The sequence below is a fragment of the Moraxella nasicaprae genome (assembly GCF_025643275.1).
Lineage (GTDB): Bacteria > Pseudomonadota > Gammaproteobacteria > Pseudomonadales > Moraxellaceae > Moraxella > Moraxella nasicaprae.
Window position 1 is genome coordinate 141,041 of record NZ_CP089977.1, and the last position, 21,584, is coordinate 162,624.

At 44.4% G+C, this 21,584-nt stretch carries 14 protein-coding genes and 1 pseudogene; 7 read left to right on the forward strand and 8 right to left on the reverse strand.

Going from position 1 to position 21,584, the window contains the following annotated elements:
- Window positions 1-33 precede the first annotated feature (33 nt).
- The 5 genes from LU297_RS00645 to pdxA all read right to left on the reverse strand — a co-directional run bounded on the left by LU297_RS00645 (window position 34) and on the right by pdxA (window position 5,684).
- Complete coding sequence (locus LU297_RS00645; RefSeq protein ID WP_263076497.1) at window positions 34-1,239, reverse strand: porin; 1,206 nt, start codon at window positions 1,237-1,239, stop codon at window positions 34-36.
- 29 nt (window positions 1,240-1,268) lie between these two features.
- On the reverse strand, window positions 1,269-2,495 hold the full coding sequence (locus tag LU297_RS00650; protein WP_263076498.1) for a porin family protein: 1,227 nt from the start codon (window positions 2,493-2,495) through the stop codon (window positions 1,269-1,271).
- A gap of 392 nt (window positions 2,496-2,887) precedes the next feature.
- Window positions 2,888-3,715 (reverse strand): symmetrical bis(5'-nucleosyl)-tetraphosphatase, encoded by an 828-nt coding sequence (locus LU297_RS00655; RefSeq protein WP_263076499.1) that lies wholly within the window; start codon window positions 3,713-3,715, stop codon window positions 2,888-2,890.
- Entirely contained in the window at window positions 3,712-4,566 is an 855-nt protein-coding gene (rsmA, locus tag LU297_RS00660) for a 16S rRNA (adenine(1518)-N(6)/adenine(1519)-N(6))-dimethyltransferase RsmA (RefSeq protein ID WP_263076500.1), read from the reverse strand. The genes LU297_RS00655 and rsmA overlap by 4 nt, the downstream gene beginning before the upstream one ends.
- 56 nt (window positions 4,567-4,622) lie before the next feature.
- Entirely contained in the window at window positions 4,623-5,684 is a 1,062-nt protein-coding gene (gene pdxA / locus LU297_RS00665; protein ID WP_263076501.1) for a 4-hydroxythreonine-4-phosphate dehydrogenase PdxA, read from the reverse strand.
- A 277-nt stretch (window positions 5,685-5,961) separates the two neighbouring features.
- Here pdxA and dnaB point away from each other — a divergent pair, with 277 nt between their 5' ends.
- The 4 genes from dnaB (at window position 5,962) to LU297_RS00685 (ending at window position 10,659) form a co-directional block, all read left to right on the forward strand.
- Entirely contained in the window at window positions 5,962-7,377 is a 1,416-nt protein-coding gene (gene dnaB, locus LU297_RS00670) for a replicative DNA helicase (protein WP_263076502.1), read from the forward strand.
- 13 nt (window positions 7,378-7,390) lie between these two features.
- On the forward strand, window positions 7,391-8,503 hold the full coding sequence (gene alr, locus LU297_RS00675) for an alanine racemase (RefSeq protein WP_263076503.1): 1,113 nt from the start codon (window positions 7,391-7,393) through the stop codon (window positions 8,501-8,503).
- Window positions 8,504-8,874: 371 nt separating this feature from the next.
- Window positions 8,875-9,585 carry an SIMPL domain-containing protein gene (locus LU297_RS00680; protein WP_263076504.1) on the forward strand — a complete coding sequence of 237 codons (711 nt, stop codon included), beginning with the start codon at window positions 8,875-8,877 and terminating at the stop codon, window positions 9,583-9,585.
- A 21-nt stretch (window positions 9,586-9,606) separates the two neighbouring features.
- Window positions 9,607-10,659 carry a L,D-transpeptidase family protein gene (locus LU297_RS00685; protein WP_263076505.1) on the forward strand — a complete coding sequence of 351 codons (1,053 nt, stop codon included), beginning with the start codon at window positions 9,607-9,609 and terminating at the stop codon, window positions 10,657-10,659.
- Here LU297_RS00685 and LU297_RS00690 read toward each other — a convergent pair.
- Window positions 10,656-10,934, reverse strand: a complete 279-nt coding sequence (locus tag LU297_RS00690; protein WP_263076506.1) for a hypothetical protein — start codon at window positions 10,932-10,934, stop codon at window positions 10,656-10,658. The genes LU297_RS00685 and LU297_RS00690 overlap by 4 nt on opposite strands.
- 707 nt (window positions 10,935-11,641) lie before the next feature.
- Here LU297_RS00690 and putA point away from each other — a divergent pair.
- Window positions 11,642-14,714, forward strand: a pseudogene (gene putA / locus LU297_RS00695) (bifunctional proline dehydrogenase/L-glutamate gamma-semialdehyde dehydrogenase PutA); the annotation flags it as partial.
- 907 nt (window positions 14,715-15,621) lie between these two features.
- Window positions 15,622-17,454, forward strand: a complete 1,833-nt coding sequence (locus LU297_RS00700; RefSeq protein WP_263076508.1) for a phosphoenolpyruvate carboxykinase (GTP) — start codon at window positions 15,622-15,624, stop codon at window positions 17,452-17,454.
- Between the two features lie 531 nt (window positions 17,455-17,985).
- Here LU297_RS00700 and LU297_RS00705 read toward each other — a convergent pair.
- Complete coding sequence (locus LU297_RS00705; RefSeq protein ID WP_263076509.1) at window positions 17,986-19,146, reverse strand: D-alanyl-D-alanine carboxypeptidase family protein; 1,161 nt, start codon at window positions 19,144-19,146, stop codon at window positions 17,986-17,988.
- A gap of 314 nt (window positions 19,147-19,460) precedes the next feature.
- Between LU297_RS00705 and LU297_RS00710 the strand changes: the two genes are divergently transcribed.
- Entirely contained in the window at window positions 19,461-20,099 is a 639-nt protein-coding gene (locus tag LU297_RS00710) for a response regulator (protein WP_263076510.1), read from the forward strand.
- A gap of 106 nt (window positions 20,100-20,205) precedes the next feature.
- Here LU297_RS00710 and LU297_RS00715 read toward each other — a convergent pair whose 3' ends face one another.
- The gene (locus LU297_RS00715) at window positions 20,206-21,582 is read right to left on the reverse strand and encodes a S41 family peptidase (protein ID WP_263076511.1); all 1,377 of its coding nucleotides are present in this window, start codon (window positions 21,580-21,582) and stop codon (window positions 20,206-20,208) included.
- Between the last annotated feature and the right edge of the window lie 2 nt (window positions 21,583-21,584).

The following is a 21,584-nucleotide window of genomic DNA, read 5'->3' on the forward strand; positions in this document are numbered from 1 at the left end:
AAGTCCTGTCCATATATCAAATACTAGGCGTGATTAGAAAACAAAAGAAACGCCCAGACGGTATGAAGTGTTATCCAATTTGGCATAATCACGACCTTCTTGCTTGGCTTGCACTTCCTCTTTTTGAGCCTGACCGTAGAAGCGTAGATTTTCACGAGCGTAATAATCGCCACGCACATAAGCCTGCTGCTCTTCTAGCTTTTCAAACATGAATGGGAAAGACATCTGAGCACTTAGACCAGCGGTATTTGGGTTAAAGACATAGCCACCAGCCCCATCTTCGACATAAAATTGACCCAATAGCTGATCGGTTGCATCCTGAGCGGTCAGACCATTGGCATATTTTCTATCGCTCTCTTTTTTGCCATAGCCTGCCACGATATTAAAGCGTGGTGTTACCTCAAAGCCTAGCTTAAAGCCTAGATAATCACTATCTACGCCAGCCACTGTCTGACCGTTTAGCTTGGCATCACGACGACCATAGTCTGCCGCTGCCAAGAATCGACCAGCACGATACTCCAATGAAGCAGCATAATTGTCCGACTTAGCATCAAAAGCATCGGTGGTTTGTGGATTGGCTCGGTTATTGCTATAACCTGCCGCTAGTCGTAGGCTTTGATTGTCTGTGATTGGTAGCTTGTAGCTTGCTGACGCACCATAGCCCTCAACTTCGGCAAAATCTTGCTCGCTACGCACATCATTTGATGATGGCAATAGATAGTAAGCACTGGTGTGCAAGTTTGGCAACCCATAATAATCCAAACGCACTGCTTGCTCACCAAAAGTATCTAATGGTGTGTAAGTACCTGTACGAGTCACATGACCTGTGTGTAGGTACTGACGACCCAAAGTAATCGCACCAACATTAAGTTTATCCAATGAAACATTGGCAGAGTTTAGATAAGTGCCACTACCTGCCTGAGTGTAACCCATGCCCAAAGTTCCAGTCACACGCCAATCATTTGGCAGGGTTTGAGAGGCACGAAAATCAATCCAAGAAGAACCTTGGTCTGCCGCCAAACGCACACGCTCATCGCTAGCGTCTTGGTATAGACCTTTTAGGATTGGAAATTGACCCTCGATTTCTTTTTTATCGGTTTCGGCATACAAATTTACCTCGCCGTTAATATCTAGGCTTAGACCATCTTGTTTGTATAGATTAAAAATTGCATGAGCAGAATTTGCTGCTGCCAATACGCCAGCTGTTGCAATCATGGTTGATAGTAGAGTCTTTTTCATCTTTTTTTCCTTAAAAAAATTAAATCAAATTACCAATAAAATACCGTGCCTAGTGCATAAGAATCATCAACATTTTTGGCAAAGTCGCCATCTGTTAGGCTGTATTTGGTGGTTTCTCGTTTGACATCAGCAAAGACAGACGCATTGCGATGAATGTTAAAGGAAGCACCAACACCATACATATCACGGTTGATTTTCTTAAATAGCTGGGTTTCTTGGATTGGTTGTTTGCCATCGGCGTACAAGGCGTTGTTATAAAGCGTCTCGAAGTTTAGATTCACGCCATCAGCCTCGTTGGAAGTTGTGCGTCTAGCACCATAAAAACCATAAGTGCTCAGGCGTGGCGTGATTTCATAGCTAAGACGCACGCCAGCAGTTTTGGTTTTGGCATCGCTGATGATATTGCCATGATAATCAGACTTAGAAACACCGCCATCGACCGATAAAGTGGTCTTATAGTAATTGTAGCGAATGCCTGCCATGACCGCATCTTTATCTTGTGCCACAGAGTTGCTTTGTAGGTCATGTCGTCTTTGGCTGTGCGAATAGCCTACTCGCATATCCAAGTCATTACGCAAACCAAAAGAATGCTGATACGAAGCGGTTGCACCGTATCCTTTTTCGATACCTGTATCAACAGAGCCTGCGGCGTTTGGCATATCAGCAAAAGCATAATAAGCACCCAGACGCAGATTTGGGATTTGTTTATAGCGAATATCGACCGAAGTACCTTGTCTGTCAAGCGTATTATAAGTGCCAGAAGTACCAACACTACTGGTTGGCAATCTGCCATTGATGTTCAAAGTCAGCTCGCCCAGCTTGTCATAATCAAGACTTAAATCACCGACAAAAATCTGGTCGCCAGCAAAATAGGTGCTGATACCAAGAGAGCCTCTCGCTTTGATGTCTGTATTGATGTTTTGACTGACATCAAAACCAATCCAACCACCATCAAACCCTTGCAAACGCAAGCGTTCATCGGTAGTACGGCTATTTTCGTAGCGAAGCAGGCGTTCTAGATTGCCCTTTCTGATGGCAGAGCCGTCCGTACTCCATCTATCGAGTGCTCGCAAATCGCCATACAGGTAGGTAAATTTTGAGGAATTTTGTGTCAAGGTAGGGGCAAGAGAGCCAGACACATTCACGGTCATGTGGTCTTTGTTGTAAGTACGGTCTAATTCAACCGCTTGGGCAGACATTGCAGTACCAACCGCTAAAGCTGTCGCCAAACCAACAAAAAGATTAGTTAATTTCATAAACAAGCATTCCTTCACTTGTGCTTGGAATTAGATTGTCCCAATAAGTATCGCAAATAACACATATCGTCAATCGGTTGCAATCATAACTGATAAGATTAAAAAAATGCAACTAAAATTTACAATTATTGTCAAAATATTGCTATTTTATGGCTAAATGCTAACAATGTTGATTGATTGATAAAATTTTTCAATAATCAATCGTTAATAATTGCTCAAAAAATCAACATAATAATAATGTTATTTCATTTTGTTCTGATAATGTGGCTAATCTTGTCGTCAAGAAGCCATCACAAAAAATGTCATATCTTTCATAACACACTAAAAATCCCCCAAGCCAATCCGCTTGGGGGATTTGTTGATGAGTCATCCAGATTGGTCAATCCATGATGTCATTTGATTTCGATGATTTTGCCATCGCCCAAACGATATGCCACAAGACTACCTCCCCAGACACACCCTCCATCTAAGGCACGCACATTTTTGGTATCTACCTGTGCTTTTAGAGCCGCCCAATGCCCAAACAAAATTCGTCTTTCTCGCACCACATACCAGTCAAACCAAGGACGAAAATCACTTGGCATTTCATCTTTTAAAGACTCTTTAAAGGAAAATTCAAGCAAGCCATCTTGGGTGCATAGACGCATTCTGGTTAGATAATTGGCAATGGCACGCATTCTTTGGTATCCGTGCAGTTTGTCTGACCAAACATCGGCTTTTTTGCTGTATAATTTTGGCAATAGTCGGTCAAGCTGTTTTAGGCTACCAGAGAGTTGGTTTTGTAACTCTTGGGCGTATTTTTGAGCCTCTTTGATTTGCCAATTTGGCGGTATGCCAGCGTGTGTCAAGACGGTTTTTTCGTCTGGATACAACAATAAAGGCTGTTTGCGCAACCAGTTTAACAGCTCATCACAATCATCAGCCTCAAAAATTGCAGCGGTTTTATCTTTTGGCTTGATGGGTAAAACGCCACGCCAAGTCGCTATCAGTGTGATGTCATGATTACCCAGCACGGTGGCTAATGCTCCTTTATCAGCCAGTCGCTTGGTCTCTCGCAGTGTCGCCAAAGAATCCTCGCCTCGTGCCACAATGTCGCCAGCCAGCCATAGCTTGTCTTGATTTTCATCAAAATCCAAGACTTTTAGCAAGCGATTAAACGCTCCAAAACACCCTTGCAAATCGCCAATCACATACTGATGGCGATAATCGTTTCTTATCATAACTTACCCTGCTTATCAACCACCAAATCTGCCAATGCCACAAAATCCACCACGCTCAGCGTCTCTGGACGAGCTTGTGGATTGATGCCAGCTTGCTCAAATGCTGTCTCATCTAGACTTGATAAGAGTGCATTATTCTTAAAAATCGCTCGCAAAGTCTTACGGCGATGATTAAACACCTCTCGCACCACGATGGCAAAAACTCGCTCATCTTTGGCAGTGATGGGCTTGGTGTCATAAGGAATAAGGCGAAAAACTGCACTGGTAACTTTGGGCGGTGGATTAAACGCCCCTTTTGGCACGGTCAATAAATATTCAGATTGGCAATGGTACTGCATGATGACCGATAATCTGCCATATTCTTTGGTGGCAGGCTCAGCGGTAATGCGTTCTACGACCTCTTTTTGGAGCATAAAGTGCATGTCCTTGATGACATCACTAAATTCAAGCAAGCGAAACAAAATCGGCGTGGAAATATTGTATGGCAAATTACCCACCACACGAAACGCCCCCTTGCCCACCTGCTCGGCAAGATTTCGATAATCCACCTCCATCGCATTGTCATTGATGATGGTAAAATCAGGGTGGCTGTTTGCTCCAATGTTGATTTTGAGTGCACTTGCCAAATCACGGTCAAGCTCAATCACGGTCATGCCGTCCACTTCGGCAAGCAAAGGCTCAGTCAATGCACCAAGCCCTGGACCGATTTCTAACAAATTATCATCACGCATCAATCGAATACTACTGACAATCTGAGCAATGACATTGGTGTCGTGTAGAAAATTTTGCCCAAAGCGTTTGCGTGGCGTATGATTGGCGTTTTGTGGAGATTTTGGAATGATGTAAGTCATTGTTCAACTTCTTTTGTTTTATAAAATTAAAAATTAAGGCGTAGCGGTAAATCCAATCAAGGCATGGACGCTGCAATCATCTGATACGCCTGTCTGATTGCCTGTGCTAAACTGCTGCTTGATGCCTTGCCAGTTCCCGCCAAATCAAGAGCCGTGCCATGATCGACAGAAGTGCGAATATAAGGCAGTCCCAAAGTAATGTTCACGGTGTCACCAAACCCATGTGATTTTAGCGGTGCAAGACCTTGGTCGTGATACATGGCAATGATGGCATCTGCTCGTGCCAAATGATGTTTGGTAAATAAAGTATCAGCTGGCATACTTAGTGAAATATCCATGCCCTGCTTGGCAAAATCCGCCAACACAGGGTCAATGATGGTCATCTCCTCATCGCCCAGATGACCGCCCTCGCCTGCGTGTGGGTTGAGTCCACACACCAAGATGGTCGGATTGGCGATGCCAAATTGCTTGGTGAGTGCCTCATGCGTGATTTTTACCGTATTGGCAACCTCATCAGGCGTGATGGCATCTGCCACCTGTCTAAGCGGTAGATGCGTGGTAACCAATGCCACTTTCATCGTGCGATTGGCAAGCATCATCACCACTTTGTCGCAGCCTGCTTTGTGCATGAAATATTCGGTATGTCCGCTAAACATATCGCCATTATCCAAGCTGATGCCAGCGTCAATCATCACAGACTTTTGGATTGGGGCAGTGATAATCGCTTGCACGAATTGTTGGCTGGCAAGCGTATGAGCAGCTGATAACTGTTGCTCGACCATGTAAGCATTTTGTACAGACAATGCACCTGCTTTGACTGGCTCACGACAAACCACGTTTAATATCACAATTTGGCAAGCTGATGAATGCGTGTGATGCCAAACCATTTGCTCTTGCCAATCTGCACCAAACTCAATCACAGGATATGTTGGCAATGAATAACCAAGCAATGTCGCCCTGTCATACAATGCCTGCTTATCGGCGGCGATGATGACAAGTCCTGACAAAAGCTGCGACTGATTCGCCAACACATCAATCACAATATCCATACCAATACCCGCAGGTTCGCCTGTGGTGATAAGAATGGCAGGTTTTTTGTCAAAATGCTTGGCGTTCATATTATGCCTTTTGATTGGTTTTATGATAAAATAAAAAACTAGATTGTAACACAAAAGCCAATCACGCCCAATATTTTTTATCCGATTCCACTCATATTGCCCAGTTATTTTCCAAAAAATACAATCAATACAGGCATATGGTTGATGAATGGGTGATTGACAAAATACCAACACCAGTCAAACCACCAAATGCGTGTTTTTATTGGTAATGTTATCTTATTTTTTAATATTGCTAATAAAATAGCAAATCACCCAACCATCACTAATGGTAATAATCATGAGTAGCACCGAAACGCACAACACCCCTTCTGACAATACAGCAAGCATCAATACCCTGCCACACAATATTGACATGGAACGCTCCTTGCTGGCATCATTGATGGGCATTGATGATTCTTTTGAGAAAATTGACACCATCATCACTGCTGATGATTTTTATGGCGAAAGACACAAAAGAATTTTTGAAGCCATCAGCCATCTATCACGAGTCAATGAACCTTATGATGCCTTGATGGTTTATGAATATCTAAGCCGACAAAATCAGCTTGGCTTGGTCGGTGGCGAAGAGTATCTCACCCAAATCAATCAAAGTCCAGCGACTTTTTTTAATTTGGTCTCCTATGCCGAAAAAGTGCGAGAATTATCCGTCTATCGACAGATGATTAAAGCTGCCAACAACATGCTAAACCTCGCCTACCACCCAAAAAAACAAGGCATTACCGATATTTTGGATGTGGTTGAGGCAGATATTTTTCGTATTGGCGAAAGTTATGCCAATGGCAGCAGTAAATCAGGGCCAAAGAAAATCGATGATGTGCTAGGCAGTGTCGTCAATCAACTGCAAGAACTAAAACTAAGAGATGGCAATATCACAGGCTTGGATACAGGTTTTCTTGAACTAAACAACAAAACACTTGGTCTGCAAAACAGCGACATGATTATCGTGGCAGCCCGTCCATCGATGGGTAAGACCACTTTTGCCATGAACATCGCCCAAGCTGCTCTGATACAAAATGTACCTGTGGTTGTCTTTTCTATGGAAATGCCTGCCGAATCCATCGCCATGCGTCTGATGTCTTCATGGGGCGGTATCCATCAAGGTCGTCTGCGTTCTGGTACGATGTATGAAGATGAATGGGCATCTTTGATGAGTAGCATTACCTTTTTACAAGACAAACATCTATACATTGATGACCGAAACAATCTATCGCCATCAGAAATGCGTTCAACTTGTCGCAGACTTGCTAAAAATCACCCCGATGGTCTAGGGCTCATCATCATTGACTACCTACAATTGATGAAAGTGCCAGGCATGGAGAACAATCGTGTCGGTGAGATTGGCGAGATTTCTCGCAGTATCAAGGCACTGGCTCGTGAGATGAACTGCCCTGTCATCGCCCTATCACAGCTCAACCGTAGCCTAGAAAATCGCCCCAACAAACGCCCTGTCATGTCTGATTTGCGTGAATCTGGACAAATCGAGCAAGACGCTGACTTGATTTTGTTCATCTATCGTGATGAGGTTTATTATCCCGACAAAGAAAACAACAAGGGGCTGGCTGAAATCATCATTGGCAAACAGCGAAATGGTGGTTTGGGCAAAGTGCCACTAAGATTTATTGGCGAATACACTCGCTTTGAAGATTTTATTGATGCTCACGACATTCCAAGTGATTATCAAGATGAAGAATAACCCAAGAGCCATTATGAGAAACACCACCATCACCATCGACAGTCAAGCACTAACACACAACCTTGCCCTGATTAAAAGCAAACTGGCAAGCACCACCAAAGTTATGGCAATGGTCAAGGCAGATGCTTATGGACATGGCATTGCACACGCTTTACCCCCTCTACAAGACGCTGATGCCTTTGGTGTGGCGTGCATGAGTGAAGCCCTACAAGTCAAGGCGTGCTTACAACAATTATCCATCGACAGACCTGTGGTTTTGATTGAGGGTGTATTTAGCCATGATGAATGGCAACTGGCGATACAGCAAGGGTTTGGCTGCGTGATTCATCAACAGCAGCAACTGGATTGGGCATTAGCAAACCAGCCAGCATCAGGCAGTTTTACACAAACAATCTGGCTAAAACACAATACAGGCATGAACCGTTTAGGATTTGATGATGAACAAATCATCACTGCCGCCCAAGCCCTGAATGAAGCAGGCTATCGACTGATTTTGACCAGTCACTTTGCCTGTGCTGATGATGTATCCCATCCACTAAACAAACAGCAAATCGACCGCTTTGGTCAAGCATTAAAACACATTCGCCAATTCGCCCCACAGACTTTGGCATCGCTGTGCAATTCGGCAGGGATTTTTAATTTTGCCAATGAGCATCACGACTGGGTGCGAGCAGGCATTGCCCTGTATGGTGGCACACCGCTTGCCAATCAAAGTGCCAGCCATCTTGGGTTGCGACCAGCCATGACCCTAACCGCCCAGCTCATCGCCACGCACGACATCAAGGCGGAAGAAGCGGTTGGCTATGGCAGTATCTGGCAAGCCAACCAAGACCAGCGTATTGGCGTGGTCAGTATCGGCTATGGCGACGGCTACCCCAGAGTGGTCAAAAACGCCCAAGTCAAACTTCAAGACAACCACCAACATTGGCATCTTCGCCCCATTATTGGACGAGTGGCGATGGACATGCTGATGGTGGATATTGACGGTCTGGATATTGATGTGGGCAATGCTGTTATCCTATGGGGCGATGCACCGCACATTGATGACATTGCCAGTCAGGCAGGGACGATTGGCTATGAGTTGATGTGTCGTTTGACCCAGCGACCCATTCGTGTTGTACGATGAATTCTGACACCCATCATCACATGAAGTATCAACGCCCAAACGACAAAGTCATTTGCCACATAGTTGCCATGGTCATCATGGTTTTAAGCTCTTTGGCAGATTAAGCAATAAGTTTGGCAGGCAATAAACAGACATCGCTTCTATTTTGTTGCCTGTCATATCATCTGATAACACTAGTCTATGCTGGTGTTTTTTGGCAAAAATTTTCACAATTTTATGTCATAAAATTACACATATTCACACACAAACTAAAATTGACTGACAAAGCCTTTTTATAATAAGATTAGATTGATTAAACACCCATGTTGCTCATCATTGATTGATGATGATTAGAGTCATTGATGATGTCACACAATAATTGGAAAATTACGATGAAATCGACACTTGTTTTTACCACTCTAACAGCAGTTTTGGCAAGCCTAAGCAGTGTGGCAATAGCACAAACCGCCTACAATCAAATCAGCTTTACCAGCGAAGCACGCACCAAGATTGCCAACGACCAACTACAAGCCACACTCAGCAAGACCGCCCAAGCTGCCACGCCAGCCGCCATTGCCAATGAACTAAACAAAAGCATCAATCAAGCCTTAACGCTTGCCAAACGCTATCCTGAGGTTGTTGTCAGCACTTCTCGTCAGCACACCCAGCCTCGCTATGCCAATAACCAAGATGATAGCGACCAAAAAATCATCGGTTTTACAGGTTCGGTGTCATTGGAGTTGTCCAGCAAAAACTTTGAAAAAGCCAGCCAATTAATCGCTGATTTGCAGGACATCATGATTATCGACCAGCTTAATTTTGGCGTTTCGGAGCAAACTTATGCCAATGCCGAAAAACAGCTTCAAACCCAAGCCATCAAAAATTTCCAAGACGAAGCTCAAAACATCAGTCAATCTTTTGGTGCATCTGGCTACAAAATCGTCAATGTTCAGCTTAATCATCATCAATACGCCCCCGCCTACCCAATGGCGATGATGGCAAGTGCTAAAATGGCAGACAGCCGTGCTGTCGTGCAAGAGTTTTCAGCAGGCGATAGCACCATTAACTACACCATCAATGGAACCATCGAACTGATTAAATAACCCAACCACAAGGAATGCACCATGAAAAAACCATCTTCACTACTGACCATCTGTTTGGCTCTAACCACGCTGAGTAGTCCTGCCTTTGCTGGCGAACAAGAAGGTATTGTTGTGCCTGTATCAACCAATCATGGTCAAAACGCCATCAGTAGCGTTGAAAAAAATGGCAAACGCTACTTAACCTACCATCTTGCTGATTATGCCAAGCTGGTCAATGAATCGGTTTGGTCGGCTGACATGACAGCCAATCCTGCCATGACCGTCAAGTTGCAAACTTTGCTTGATTGGAATCATGCCTCGCCTGGTGCGATTGATGGTGGTTGGGGTGCAACCAGCAAAAAAGCCCTGCAAAATTTTCAGCAGTTACAAGATCTAGAACCGACTGGCAAAATGAATGAGGCCACTTGGCAAGCATTGCACAAAAACATCGCCAGCGACCAGCCCATCTTGGTTTCCTACACCATCACCGATGCTGACATGAAGGGTAATTATGCCAAACTGCCCAGCGAGCTAAGCGAACAAGCCAAGCAGGCAGGATTGTATTATGAAAATGTCGAAGAAATGCTTGGCGAACGCTTTCATATGTCGGTTCGTTATCTTAAAAAAATCAATCCTGACAAAAAATTTGTCGCAGGAGAAACCATCACCGTCATCAATACTGGTAAACCTTTGGACAAAAAAATCACTCATTTGATTGCCCATCGCCAAGATGGCGTGTTGTACGCCTATCATGAAGACAAACTGATTGCCACTTATCCAAGCATGATTGGCAAAGACGATAGCAAAACTGGCAATAATCGCTTTAAAATCACAGATAAAGTCAAAATGCCAAGCTATAAAGCCACAATCAACAAAGACGGCAAAACCAGTACCGTCATCTTGCCATCTGGTCCCAATAACCCTGTTGGCGTGGCATGGCTTGGTATTAACAAGCCCAACTGCGGTATTCATGGCTCGCCAATGCCTGACATCATTGACAAACCTGCTGAACTTGGTTGTATCAAGCTGACCAACTGGGATATTTTGGAAGTGTACGCCAATATTGAACAAGGAGCAATCGTCGAGATTCGCTAATCTACCCTGCATGAGCGGCTTAGAAAAAATGCCTTTGGCAGATAAGCCGCCAAATTTCTAACATGACAAAATGGTTTGGAATAGTGGGCGATGGGCATTTGGCTGGTGCTTTTGTTCTTATACCGCATGGGCGACTTAGAAAACTTGGTTAAGCCCTCGTTGCCAATACGGTAAGCTCCACCATCTAAAATAGAGTGTTCGCCAATAACGGCAACGCCATTGGCTTTTGGGTATTTTGCACTTTTTTTCTTGTTTAAAGGTAAGCCATTTTTCAAATTTTGACAGGTCAAGACCTGCTGGCATATACCAAGATTTATTGGTACTATCCCATTTTGCCCCTAGTGATTTGGCTTAGTCTTTCTTAGCATAAGGAGTATTGAGTTTGGTATTATATTGAAAAATATTGGGTTTTGGTGCGGGTTTATGTGGTTGTTGCTTATCGGACCAAAATTTCCCTAAATTTTTTTTAATAAAATATATTAGCTTAAATCCTTTCCTATTTTATAATTATGGGAAGGGTTAGTATTTGATAGTGAGGGGTAATTGATATCCAAAGCCATCAATGAATTGCTGACCTTTTCTACTCTCCCAATACAGCACACCATTTAAATGTTGCCAGCCCACATAACCTATATTTACAGCAGTTTCGTTCCTTACGCCACACAGGCATAAAAGATAATACATATTACGCCCACCTCCCATTCTTTAACCATGACATGGAAACAAAAAGAACAAAGTTCAAATGAAGGCTTACTCATTGCTACTGAATTATTCATCGGATTTGTCTTGTATTTATCAAAAAATTAAATTTATCTATTGTGGTTTTCAATAAATCAAGTACATTGACGATACATTTTCTGATAAATTTTGCATTTCACTCAGTTTATTCTATGGAATAGCATTACAGTAAATGATATAATTGTTATTGCTAGTTTGTTGCATTTGTGTTATTTGCAACCCTATTATCATTAAGGACAACACCATGTTTAATTTTACCCAACCGCAAACACCTTTGCGTGATGCCATTACCAATGCTTATCGCTTGGACGAAGTGATTGCTGTGCAAAATTTGCTCGCTACCTTAGGATTTGATGCAGAGCAAAAAGGTCGTATCGATGCATTGGCTCGTCGCTTGATTACCCAAGTGCGTGCTGACCGCAGTAAATCATCTGGCGTTGATGCCTTGATGCACGAATTTTCTTTGTCCAGCGAAGAAGGTGTGGCATTGATGTGCCTTGCCGAAGCTCTACTTCGTATTCCAGATACCGCCACTCGTGACCGCCTAATCCAAGACAAACTTGCCGATGGCGACTGGAAAAGCCATGTTGGTAACAGCCCATCAATGTTTGTCAATGCCGCTGCTTGGGGTTTGGTCTTAACGGGTAAACTGACCCAGCCGACCACCGATTCACTTGGCTCATCATTGACTCGCCTAATCCAAAAAGGCGGTGCACCATTTATTCGAGCTGGCGTGAATCACGCCATGAAAATTTTGGGCAAGCAGTTTGTGACAGGTCAGACCATCAATGAAGCACTTGCCAATGGTAAAGCTCGTGAAAAGCTAGGCTATCGTTTTAGTTTTGATATGCTGGGCGAGGCCGCCATGACCCAAGAAGATGCTGACCGCTACTATCAAGATTATGTTACCGCCATTCACGCCATTGGTAAGGACGCACAAGGTCGTGGGGTGTATGATGGTAACGGCATTTCTGTTAAACTATCTGCCATTCACCCACGCTATTTCCGTGCTCAGCGTGAGCGAGTGATGAATGAGCTGTTGCCACGCCTAAAAGCATTGTATGTGCTTGCCAAAGAATATAACATCGGTCTAAACATTGATGCCGAAGAAGCCAACCGATTGGAGCTATCACTAGATTTGATGGAACATTTGGTATCTGACCCTGATTTGGCAGGCTTTAATGGCATTGGTTTTGTGGTGCAAGCCTACCAAAAACGCTGCCCTTATGTGATTGATTTTCTGATTGATTTGGCTCGTCGCAACAACCAACGCCTCATGATTCGCCTTGTCAAAGGTGCTTATTGGGACAGCGAAATCAAATGGGCTCAGGTCGATGGTATGGACGGCTACCCTGTTTATACTCGCAAAGTACATACCGATGTGTCGTATCTTGCTTGTGCCAAAAAATTACTGGCTGCCCAAGATGCCATCTTCCCACAATTTGCCACACACAACGCTCAAAGCCTTGCCACCATTTATGAAATGGGTCAGGATAAAGAATTTGAATTCCAATGCCTACATGGCATGGGCGAAACCCTGTACGATCAAGTGGTTGGCGAAAAAAATCTGGGTCGTCGTGTGCGTATCTACGCCCCTGTTGGCACACACAAAACCTTGCTTGCCTACTTGGTGCGTCGTCTGCTTGAAAATGGTGCAAACTCATCATTCGTCAATCGCATCGTGGACGAAAAAGTTAGCATTGACGAACTGGTTGAATCACCGATTGATGAAGTGCTTGCCAATGGCATCACACCAAATCCACTAACCCCACCACCTCGTCGCATCTATGGCGAGCGAGACAACTCTTACGGATTGGATTTATCAAACGAGCATGTGCTGGCTCAATTACAAGCCAATATGCAAGCCGCCAGCAGCATTGATTTTGATGTCAAATCCTTGACTTCGGTGGAGGTATCGCATCAAGCTGCACACGCCGTACTAAACCCTGCCGACCATAGTGATGTGGTGGGTCAAGTATCCTTTGTTGCCCCAGAAAGTGTCGGTCAGGTCATCACAGCCGCCATCAATGCTCAAAGTTCTTGGCAAGCGGTTAGTCCAGCCCAAAGAGCGGCGGTTTTGCGTAAATTTGCTGACTTGATGGAAGATGCACCACGCATGGCACTATTGATGATGATTGCTGTGCGTGAAGCAGGTAAAACATTGCTAAATTCAATCGCCGAAGTGCGTGAAGCGGTCGATTTTTGCCGTTATTATGCCGATGAGACCGAACGCCTTGCACTGTCAAATCCAGTCGGTACTGTGGTTGCCATTAGCCCTTGGAACTTCCCGCTAGCCATCTTTGTGGGCGAAGTAGTATCGGCACTGGCAGCAGGTAATACTGTGGTTGCCAAACCTGCCGAACAAACCAGCCTTATCGCTCATCTAGCAGTATCTTGGCTGCATGAAGCAGGTGTACCAACCGATGCCCTACAATTAGTCTTGGGTGCTGGCGATGTTGGTGCGGCTCTAACCAGCGACAATCGTATTGACGGTGTGATTTTCACTGGCTCAACCGATGTTGCCAAACGCATCAATAAAATCCTAGCCGCTCGTGATGACAACCCAGTCTTAATCGCCGAAACTGGTGGTATGAATGCGATGATTGTGGACTCAACCGCCCTACCTGAGCAAGTCTGCCTAGATGTATTGGCGTCTGCATTTGACTCAGCAGGTCAGCGTTGCTCTGCACTGCGTATCTTGTGCGTTCAAGAAGATATTGCCGACCACATGGTTGAGATGATTAAAGGTGCGATGGACGAACTGGTAGTCAATAACCCAGCCGCCCTATCCACCGATGTTGGTCCTGTGATTGATGCAGAAGCCCAAGAAAATCTGCTTAATCACATCAATACCCTCAAACAAACTGCCAAATATCACGAAGTTGCCATCAAATCAGATGCCCAAAGCTCAACCTTTGTTGCACCGATTATGTTTGAATTAAACGATTTGTCGCAACTGAAAAAAGAAGTGTTTGGCCCTGTGTTGCATGTGGTGCGTTTTGCCGCTCACGAACTTGATGAGCTGATTGACAGCATTAACAAAAAAGGCTACGCTCTAACTCACGGTATCCATAGCCGAATTGATAGTACGATTGAGCACATCACCAGTCGTATCGAGGCGGGTAATGTGTACATCAATCGCAACATCGTTGGTGCAGTAGTTGGCGTACAACCATTTGGCGGTCATGCGATGAGTGGTACAGGTCCAAAAGCTGGTGGTCCTTTCTATCTACAACGCTTAAGCTGTCTGGCTAAATGGCACACTCCTGTGCTGGATAAAACTGCACAAGTTGATGAAAAAGCCCTACAATCTGTACTATCAGCCGTACAAGCCTTGTCTCTTAGCGAAGAGCAGTTGTCAGCCATCAATGCACAGATTGAGCAAGCACGCCAAACCACACTGACCCAAGCTCGTGCAACCCTATCAGGCCCAACAGGTGAGGCCAATACCATGACTTGGCACGCCCCTGCGGCAGTCACGCTATATGGTGGCGATGTTGCTCAATCAGCAGCAGCGGCTGCCATCTTGGCGATGAATGGTACTCAAATCCACATCAGCCCATCTCACCCATTGGCAGAAGTGGCGGAACGCAGTGGCTCTATCATCGTGGCAGAACAACCTGCACTTGACCAAAATAGCATCGTTGTTGCTTTAAGCACCATGCCTACCGATGAACAAGTGCGTTTGGCAGAATTGGACGGCAGTATCCGCCGCATCATTGATGCCAGCAATGGTTTGGACATGACTCGTCTATACCACGAAGTCAGCCAAAGTTACAACACCACAGCCGCTGGTGGTAATGCAAGCCTAATGGCATCTGCATAATCAAACCTCATCAAACAACGCATCATGGCAATGGTGCGTTGTTTGTCATTTTAGATAAACACACTCTAAATCAATCAGTCAAATGTCAATGGTTGATATTTTTTATGATAAATTTTGTTAAGCAATCCGTTTCATATTTCCAAAAAACACAGTAAAAAATTAAAAAATCAATTAAAAAACAACTGGTTATGATTGATTGCTATATTCACTAACACATCATCATTCTAAAAAATAGATATATTTTTTTATTCAATGATACTTACTATTTTTATCATTTTATGATTTAATATAGCTTTCTGAGAAATCCCATCATTTGATAGATGATTTTTTAATGAGTGATTTCCCAACAGTTTGCCAATCCATTGATTGAGCAGCCCCAATTTCTGTGAGATTAAACCATGACCACAACAGTTACCGCTCCTGATTTTGTCCGTCATCAAGCCCTAATCAATTGGGTTAATGACATTGCCAAACTGACCAAGCCTGCCAACATCGAATGGTGTGATGGTTCAGAAGAAGAAAATCAACGCCTACTTGATTTGATGATTGCCAATGGCACAATGATTAAGCTGAATGACGAAAAGCACCCAAATTCTTATTTGGCATTTTCAGACCCAACCGATGTGGCTCGTGTCGAAGACCGCACCTTTATCTGCTCAGAAAAAGAAATTGACGCTGGTGCAACCAATAACTGGGTTGAACCAAGCCAAATGCGAGGCACACTAAATAAGCTATTTGATGGCTGCATGGCTGGTCGCACCATGTATGTCGTGCCATTTAGCATGGGTCCTTTGGGTAGCCATATTGCTCACATTGGCATCGAAATTACCGACTCTCCGTATGTGGTTGTCAGCATGAAAAAGATGGCTCGCATGGGTAAAGCAGTTTATGATGTGCTAGGCACCGATGGCGAGTTTGTTCCATGTGTACATTCTGTGGGTGCACCACTTGCTGATGGTCAAAAAGATGTGGCATGGCCATGCAATGATGAAAAATACATCGTACACTTCCCAGAAACTCGTGAAATCTGGTCTTATGGTTCAGGTTATGGTGGTAATGCCCTACTTGGCAAAAAGTGCTTGGCACTTCGCATCGCTTCGGCAATGGGTCGTGAACAAGGCTGGCTTGCAGAGCATATGCTTATTCTAGGCGTGACCAATCCAGAGGGCAAAAAACACTACATCGCAGCCGCTTTCCCATCAGCGTGTGGCAAGACCAACTTCGCCATGCTGATTCCGCCAGCAGGCTATGAGGGTTGGAAAGTGGAAACTGTCGGTGATGATATTGCTTGGATTAAACCATCAGCCGATGGCAAGCTATATGCCATCAACCCAGAAGCGGGCTTCTTTGGTGTCGCCCCAGGCACGAACACCAAAACCAACTCAAACTGCATGAGCACCCTAACCTCTGATGTCATCTACACCAATGTGGCGGTGACTGATGATGGCGAAGTATGGTGGGAAGGTAAAACCAAAGAAACCCCAGCCAATCTAACCAACTGGAAACGAGAGCCACACACAGGCGAAGAGCGTGCTGCACATGCCAATGCTCGCTTTACCGTTGCTGCTGCTCAATGCCCATCTATTGATCCACAGTGGGAAAATCCAGAAGGCGTGCCTATCTCTGCATTCATCTTTGGCGGTCGCCGTGCTGATACTGTGCCTTTGGTATCAGAGGCCTTTGATTGGGTTGATGGTGTCTATAAAGCCGCCACAATGGGTTCTGAGACCACCGCTGCTGCTACTGGTGCACAAGGCGTGGTACGCCGTGACCCATTTGCAATGTTGCCATTTGCAGGTTACAACATGGCAGACTATTTTACCCATTGGCTTGAAATGGGTGAAAGCGTTGGTGCAAAAGCTGCCGCTGCTGGCAACCAATTACCAAAAATGTTCAAGGTAAACTGGTTCCGCCGTGATGCAGAAGGTAACTTTGTATGGCCTGGTTTTGGTCAAAATATGCGTGTGCTACAATGGATTATTGAGCGTGTCGAGGGTAAAGCCAATGCCACCAGTACACCTATTGGTCTAGTACCAACCTATGAAGACATCAACTGGACAGCTTCTGATTTTAGCAAAGAACAGTTTGAACTGGTTACCAGCCAGAACAAAGAGCAATGGCTGGCTGAGCTAAACGACCATACCAAGTTGTTCGAAAAACTAGGCGAGCGTATGCCAACAGCCCTAAAAGAGCATAATGCTAAGCTGATTGCTGATGTGCAAGCATCTTAATCAACTGCACAAAAAGCCCTTGAACCATCAAGGGCTTTTTTATTAACCGCACATTCATCTTCATAATCCACCGCACTGCTTATACAATATCTTTTTTGAACATAGGGGCGATTATGTTATCCATCAACATGGTTGTTTAATGCACTTTACCCCATCTTAACCCATTATTCTCACACACTCTACGCTCTTTTTGCACCATCTTTGAGCGATCTCCCCATCTACTTCCATACTGCCCAAACCATCAGCGTTGTACATCCCTATCATATCATCAGGCATCGCTTAATCATTGATAAAATAATCATAATCACAATCCCAAATGAACACACCCAGCTCATTGCCTACCCATAGTATCAGACCAAAATAACTTTTTTACCATTCATCTTTTTCTTGCAATCATATGATGATTGACCCAAAGAAGTATCAGTATGCCATCAATGGTGATGTTATCAATATGAGCAAGCAGTGACTGGTGTTAAATTTAAACAATAAAAAACCCAAGTATTACACTTGGGTTTGTCATCAGCTCATCAATCAATGACGATACGCCAACTCTGTCAAGATATTTTCAGCATCTGCCCAGCGAGCATTTGAGTTACTACCGCCCAATAGGACAATGATGGCAGGACGATTATTGATGTTCGTTTCCATCACAACACAGTAGCCTGCTTCACGGATAAAGCCTGTCTTTTGAACACCGATTGGATAATTACCCGAGCGAACCAGACGGTTGGTATTATTCGCCTTATAGGTACGGTCACCACTTTGGAAATTGGTGATATAAAAATCATAGCTTGGAGAAGTAGAAAAATTACGAATGCTTTGATAGCGTGGGTCGCTATTGACCGCTTTCATCATTTTAATCAAATCGCTTGCCGAAGAGACATTGCGTGGATTTAGCCCTGATGAATCTGCAAAACTGGTCTGATACATACCCAACGATTGTGCTTTTTGGTTCATTGCTGAAATAAAGGCATCATAACCACCTGGATAAGTACGAGCCAAAATCTTAGCTGCTGGATTCTCAGACTTCATCAATGCCAACAACACAAATTCAGAACGAGTCAAACGGTCGCCTGCTTTAAGATTGGTGCTTGCCTGTTTAAATCCAACCAAATCTGATGGAATCAAGGTCAGCTCTTCACGCATATCCAGCTCAGCATCTAACACTACCATTGCTGTCATGATTTTACTAATCGAGGCGATGGAGCGAGTGGCATCGATATTTTTTTCATAAATTGGCTGTCCAGATTGCAAATCATAAACCGCCACCGCTGATGAATTGGTCGAAATTGCCAGACGGTCAAAAGTGCTGGCATAACCCGAAGAAGCGTTACTGCCATACTGTGTGCTGTAATTATTAGACTGAGTGCTGTAATTTTGGCTGCTGACCGCTGGCTGCGTGCTGCTCACCACTTGCACCGTTTGGCTTTGTGAAAGCTGCGGTGCTGGCGTAGACTGCGCCACCACAGTGGTAGATGGTACCGCCGCAGGCTTAGATTGTACTGCAACAGGGCTTGCTTGCACATAAACACGCTGACTAACCACAGGGGCTGTGCTGGTGGTATTTTTGACAACCACTTTTTGCTGGCTGTTATCCACCATAAATGCTGACGCACTACTTGCACCAGAAATCAGAGCAAAACCGATGGCAAGCTTGATGCCTTTGTATTTGGTCAGGATTGTATTATTCATTGTTGTTCCTCGTGTTAGGGTTTGCACCTTGACATCATCAAAGTAAAACCAATGATGATTTTATTATAGCACATTTCCAAAAAACCACCGTTCATGTTGGCTAAACTTTCATCAAAAAATACCAAAAACACGCAATGCTGTCTTTAATTTCATACAAATCATTGATTTGATAAAAATTTAGAAACAATTTTGCAATATTTTGTATAAAAATTATCCAATTCAATGGATTTTCTCATCACTTTTTTAAGAACTGATGGCGATAAAGGGATAATTTTGATAAAATAGCCTCCTAAAAATCACGACAAGGCGATGATATGATAAAAGTTCTGGTAGTTGATGACCACGACTTAGTACGCATGGGCATTACTCGTATGCTTGATGATAACCCAGAAATTACCGTGATTGGCGAGGCTGACTGTGGCGATAGTGCTGTCCGCCAAGCCAAAACCTTATCGCCTGATGTGATTTTACTTGATGTCAATATGCCAAATATTGACGGTGTGGAAGCTACTCGCCGCATCAAACAATACAGCCAATCCATCAAAATTTTGGCAGTCTCTGGGTTATCCGCCCAGCCCTATCCATCAATGTTACTCAAAGCAGGTGTCGATGGCTATATCACCAAAGGCACACCGCTGGACGAGATGATTTTTGCCATCAAAAAAGTCTATAACGGCTCTCGCTATTTTAGCCATGATGTCGCTGAGCAGTTGGCACAAACGGTGCTGGGCGAACAAAACGAATCGCCCTTTGATGCCTTATCCGAAAGAGAACGGCAAGTCGCCCTTATGGTGGTGAATTGCCAAAGTACTCAGCAGATTGCTGACCAGCTATTTGTCAGTGCCAAAACCGTGAATACTTATCGCTATCGCATCTTTGAAAAACTTGGTGTGGATAGTGATGTCAAATTGACACATCTTGCCATCAGGCATGGCTTGGTTAATCCTGAGTAAGCCACCTCATCCACATGGCTGTTATCTTTTATCGCTTGGTCAGATGAACACCAAAAAACCGTTTGTAATCTGCCATACGATAAATCCAGTAAAAGAAGGGTGGAAATTAAAATCCACCCACAGGAGAAAACTCCACCGCCTCACTGTTGGTCAGCTTACCCTGCTCCATAAGATTGAGCGTCAGTTGTAGCCAGTCCTCACCATCGCCAACCGAAACCGTCTCAAAATGCACATCAGGCACAACACCCACACCGTCAATTTTTGCTCCTTTGGGTGTCAGATAATGAGCGGTTGTTAATTTGACTGCTTGATTATTGCCAATCGGAATGACGGATTGAATGGACCCTTTACCATAGCTGGTCTCGCCAACGATTAACGCACGATGCTGTGATTGTAAAGCACTTGCCAATACCTCAGCAGCAGACGCTGAATAACGATTTTGTAGCACGATGGTTGGCACAACATCAAATAATGCAGAACCTTGTGTTTCTAGCACTCGCTCCACACCATGACGATTGGCGACCTGCGTCACCACCTGCTTTCGCATGAATAGCGATGCCACATCAACCGCAGATTCTAGCACCCCACCTGGGTTATTTCGCAAATCTAGGACAATGCCTTGTACGGGTGTGCCTATATGAGCGATGCTGTCCAAAATTTGTTGGCGGGTGTTGTTTTGAAATACGGGTAATTTGATGATGGCAACACCGTTTTGGGTCAGGACTTCCACGCTACTTTTTTCAAGCAAGCTTCTGGATAAAGTCACGGTTTGCTTGGAACGCCCTGCCCTTGAAAAACTCACATCAACGCTTGTGCCAGCAATACCGCCAAGCAACTGTGCGATGTCATTTTCGCTATGAGAAGCGTTGAGTTTAATCTCGCCAATTTGGTGCAAATAATCGCCCAAAGCAATATTAGCCAAAGCAGCTGGCGAGCCAACCGCCACTTCGCTCACCACCCAGTGATTGTCTTTGGCTTGCCAAGTTGCCTTTATACCCACCCCTGCCACATTGCCATCGGTAAATGATTGTAGATTGGCAAGTGCTGAGGCATTGAGAAATTCGGCATTTTTATCCGTCTTGCTTAGCATACCATTGATGGCGTGGGCAAATAGCGTTTCGTCATCAACCTCATAAATGTACTCACGACGCATCAAATCCACCGCCTGCACAAAAGATTTTAGCGTGTTTGGTGCGATGGTTTGTAGTGGCACTTTGCCCAAATGCACGCCATCAATTCCTTGCAAATGATTGGGCTGCGTGCCTAGCACATCAAGCGACCCATCGTCAGGCACGGTCTGTGGCACATCATCTGATTGAGCAGGTACTGTCTCAACCTGATCCGACTTATCGCCAAAGCCTAAGAATTGACCGATTTTGGTCAATGTTTTAGGAGTTTGGGCATAAGAAACATTGGCGGCTGTCATCGCCAGCACAGTTACCATCGCCAACATCAGACGAGATTGTTTGGTGTTTTTACTCATTA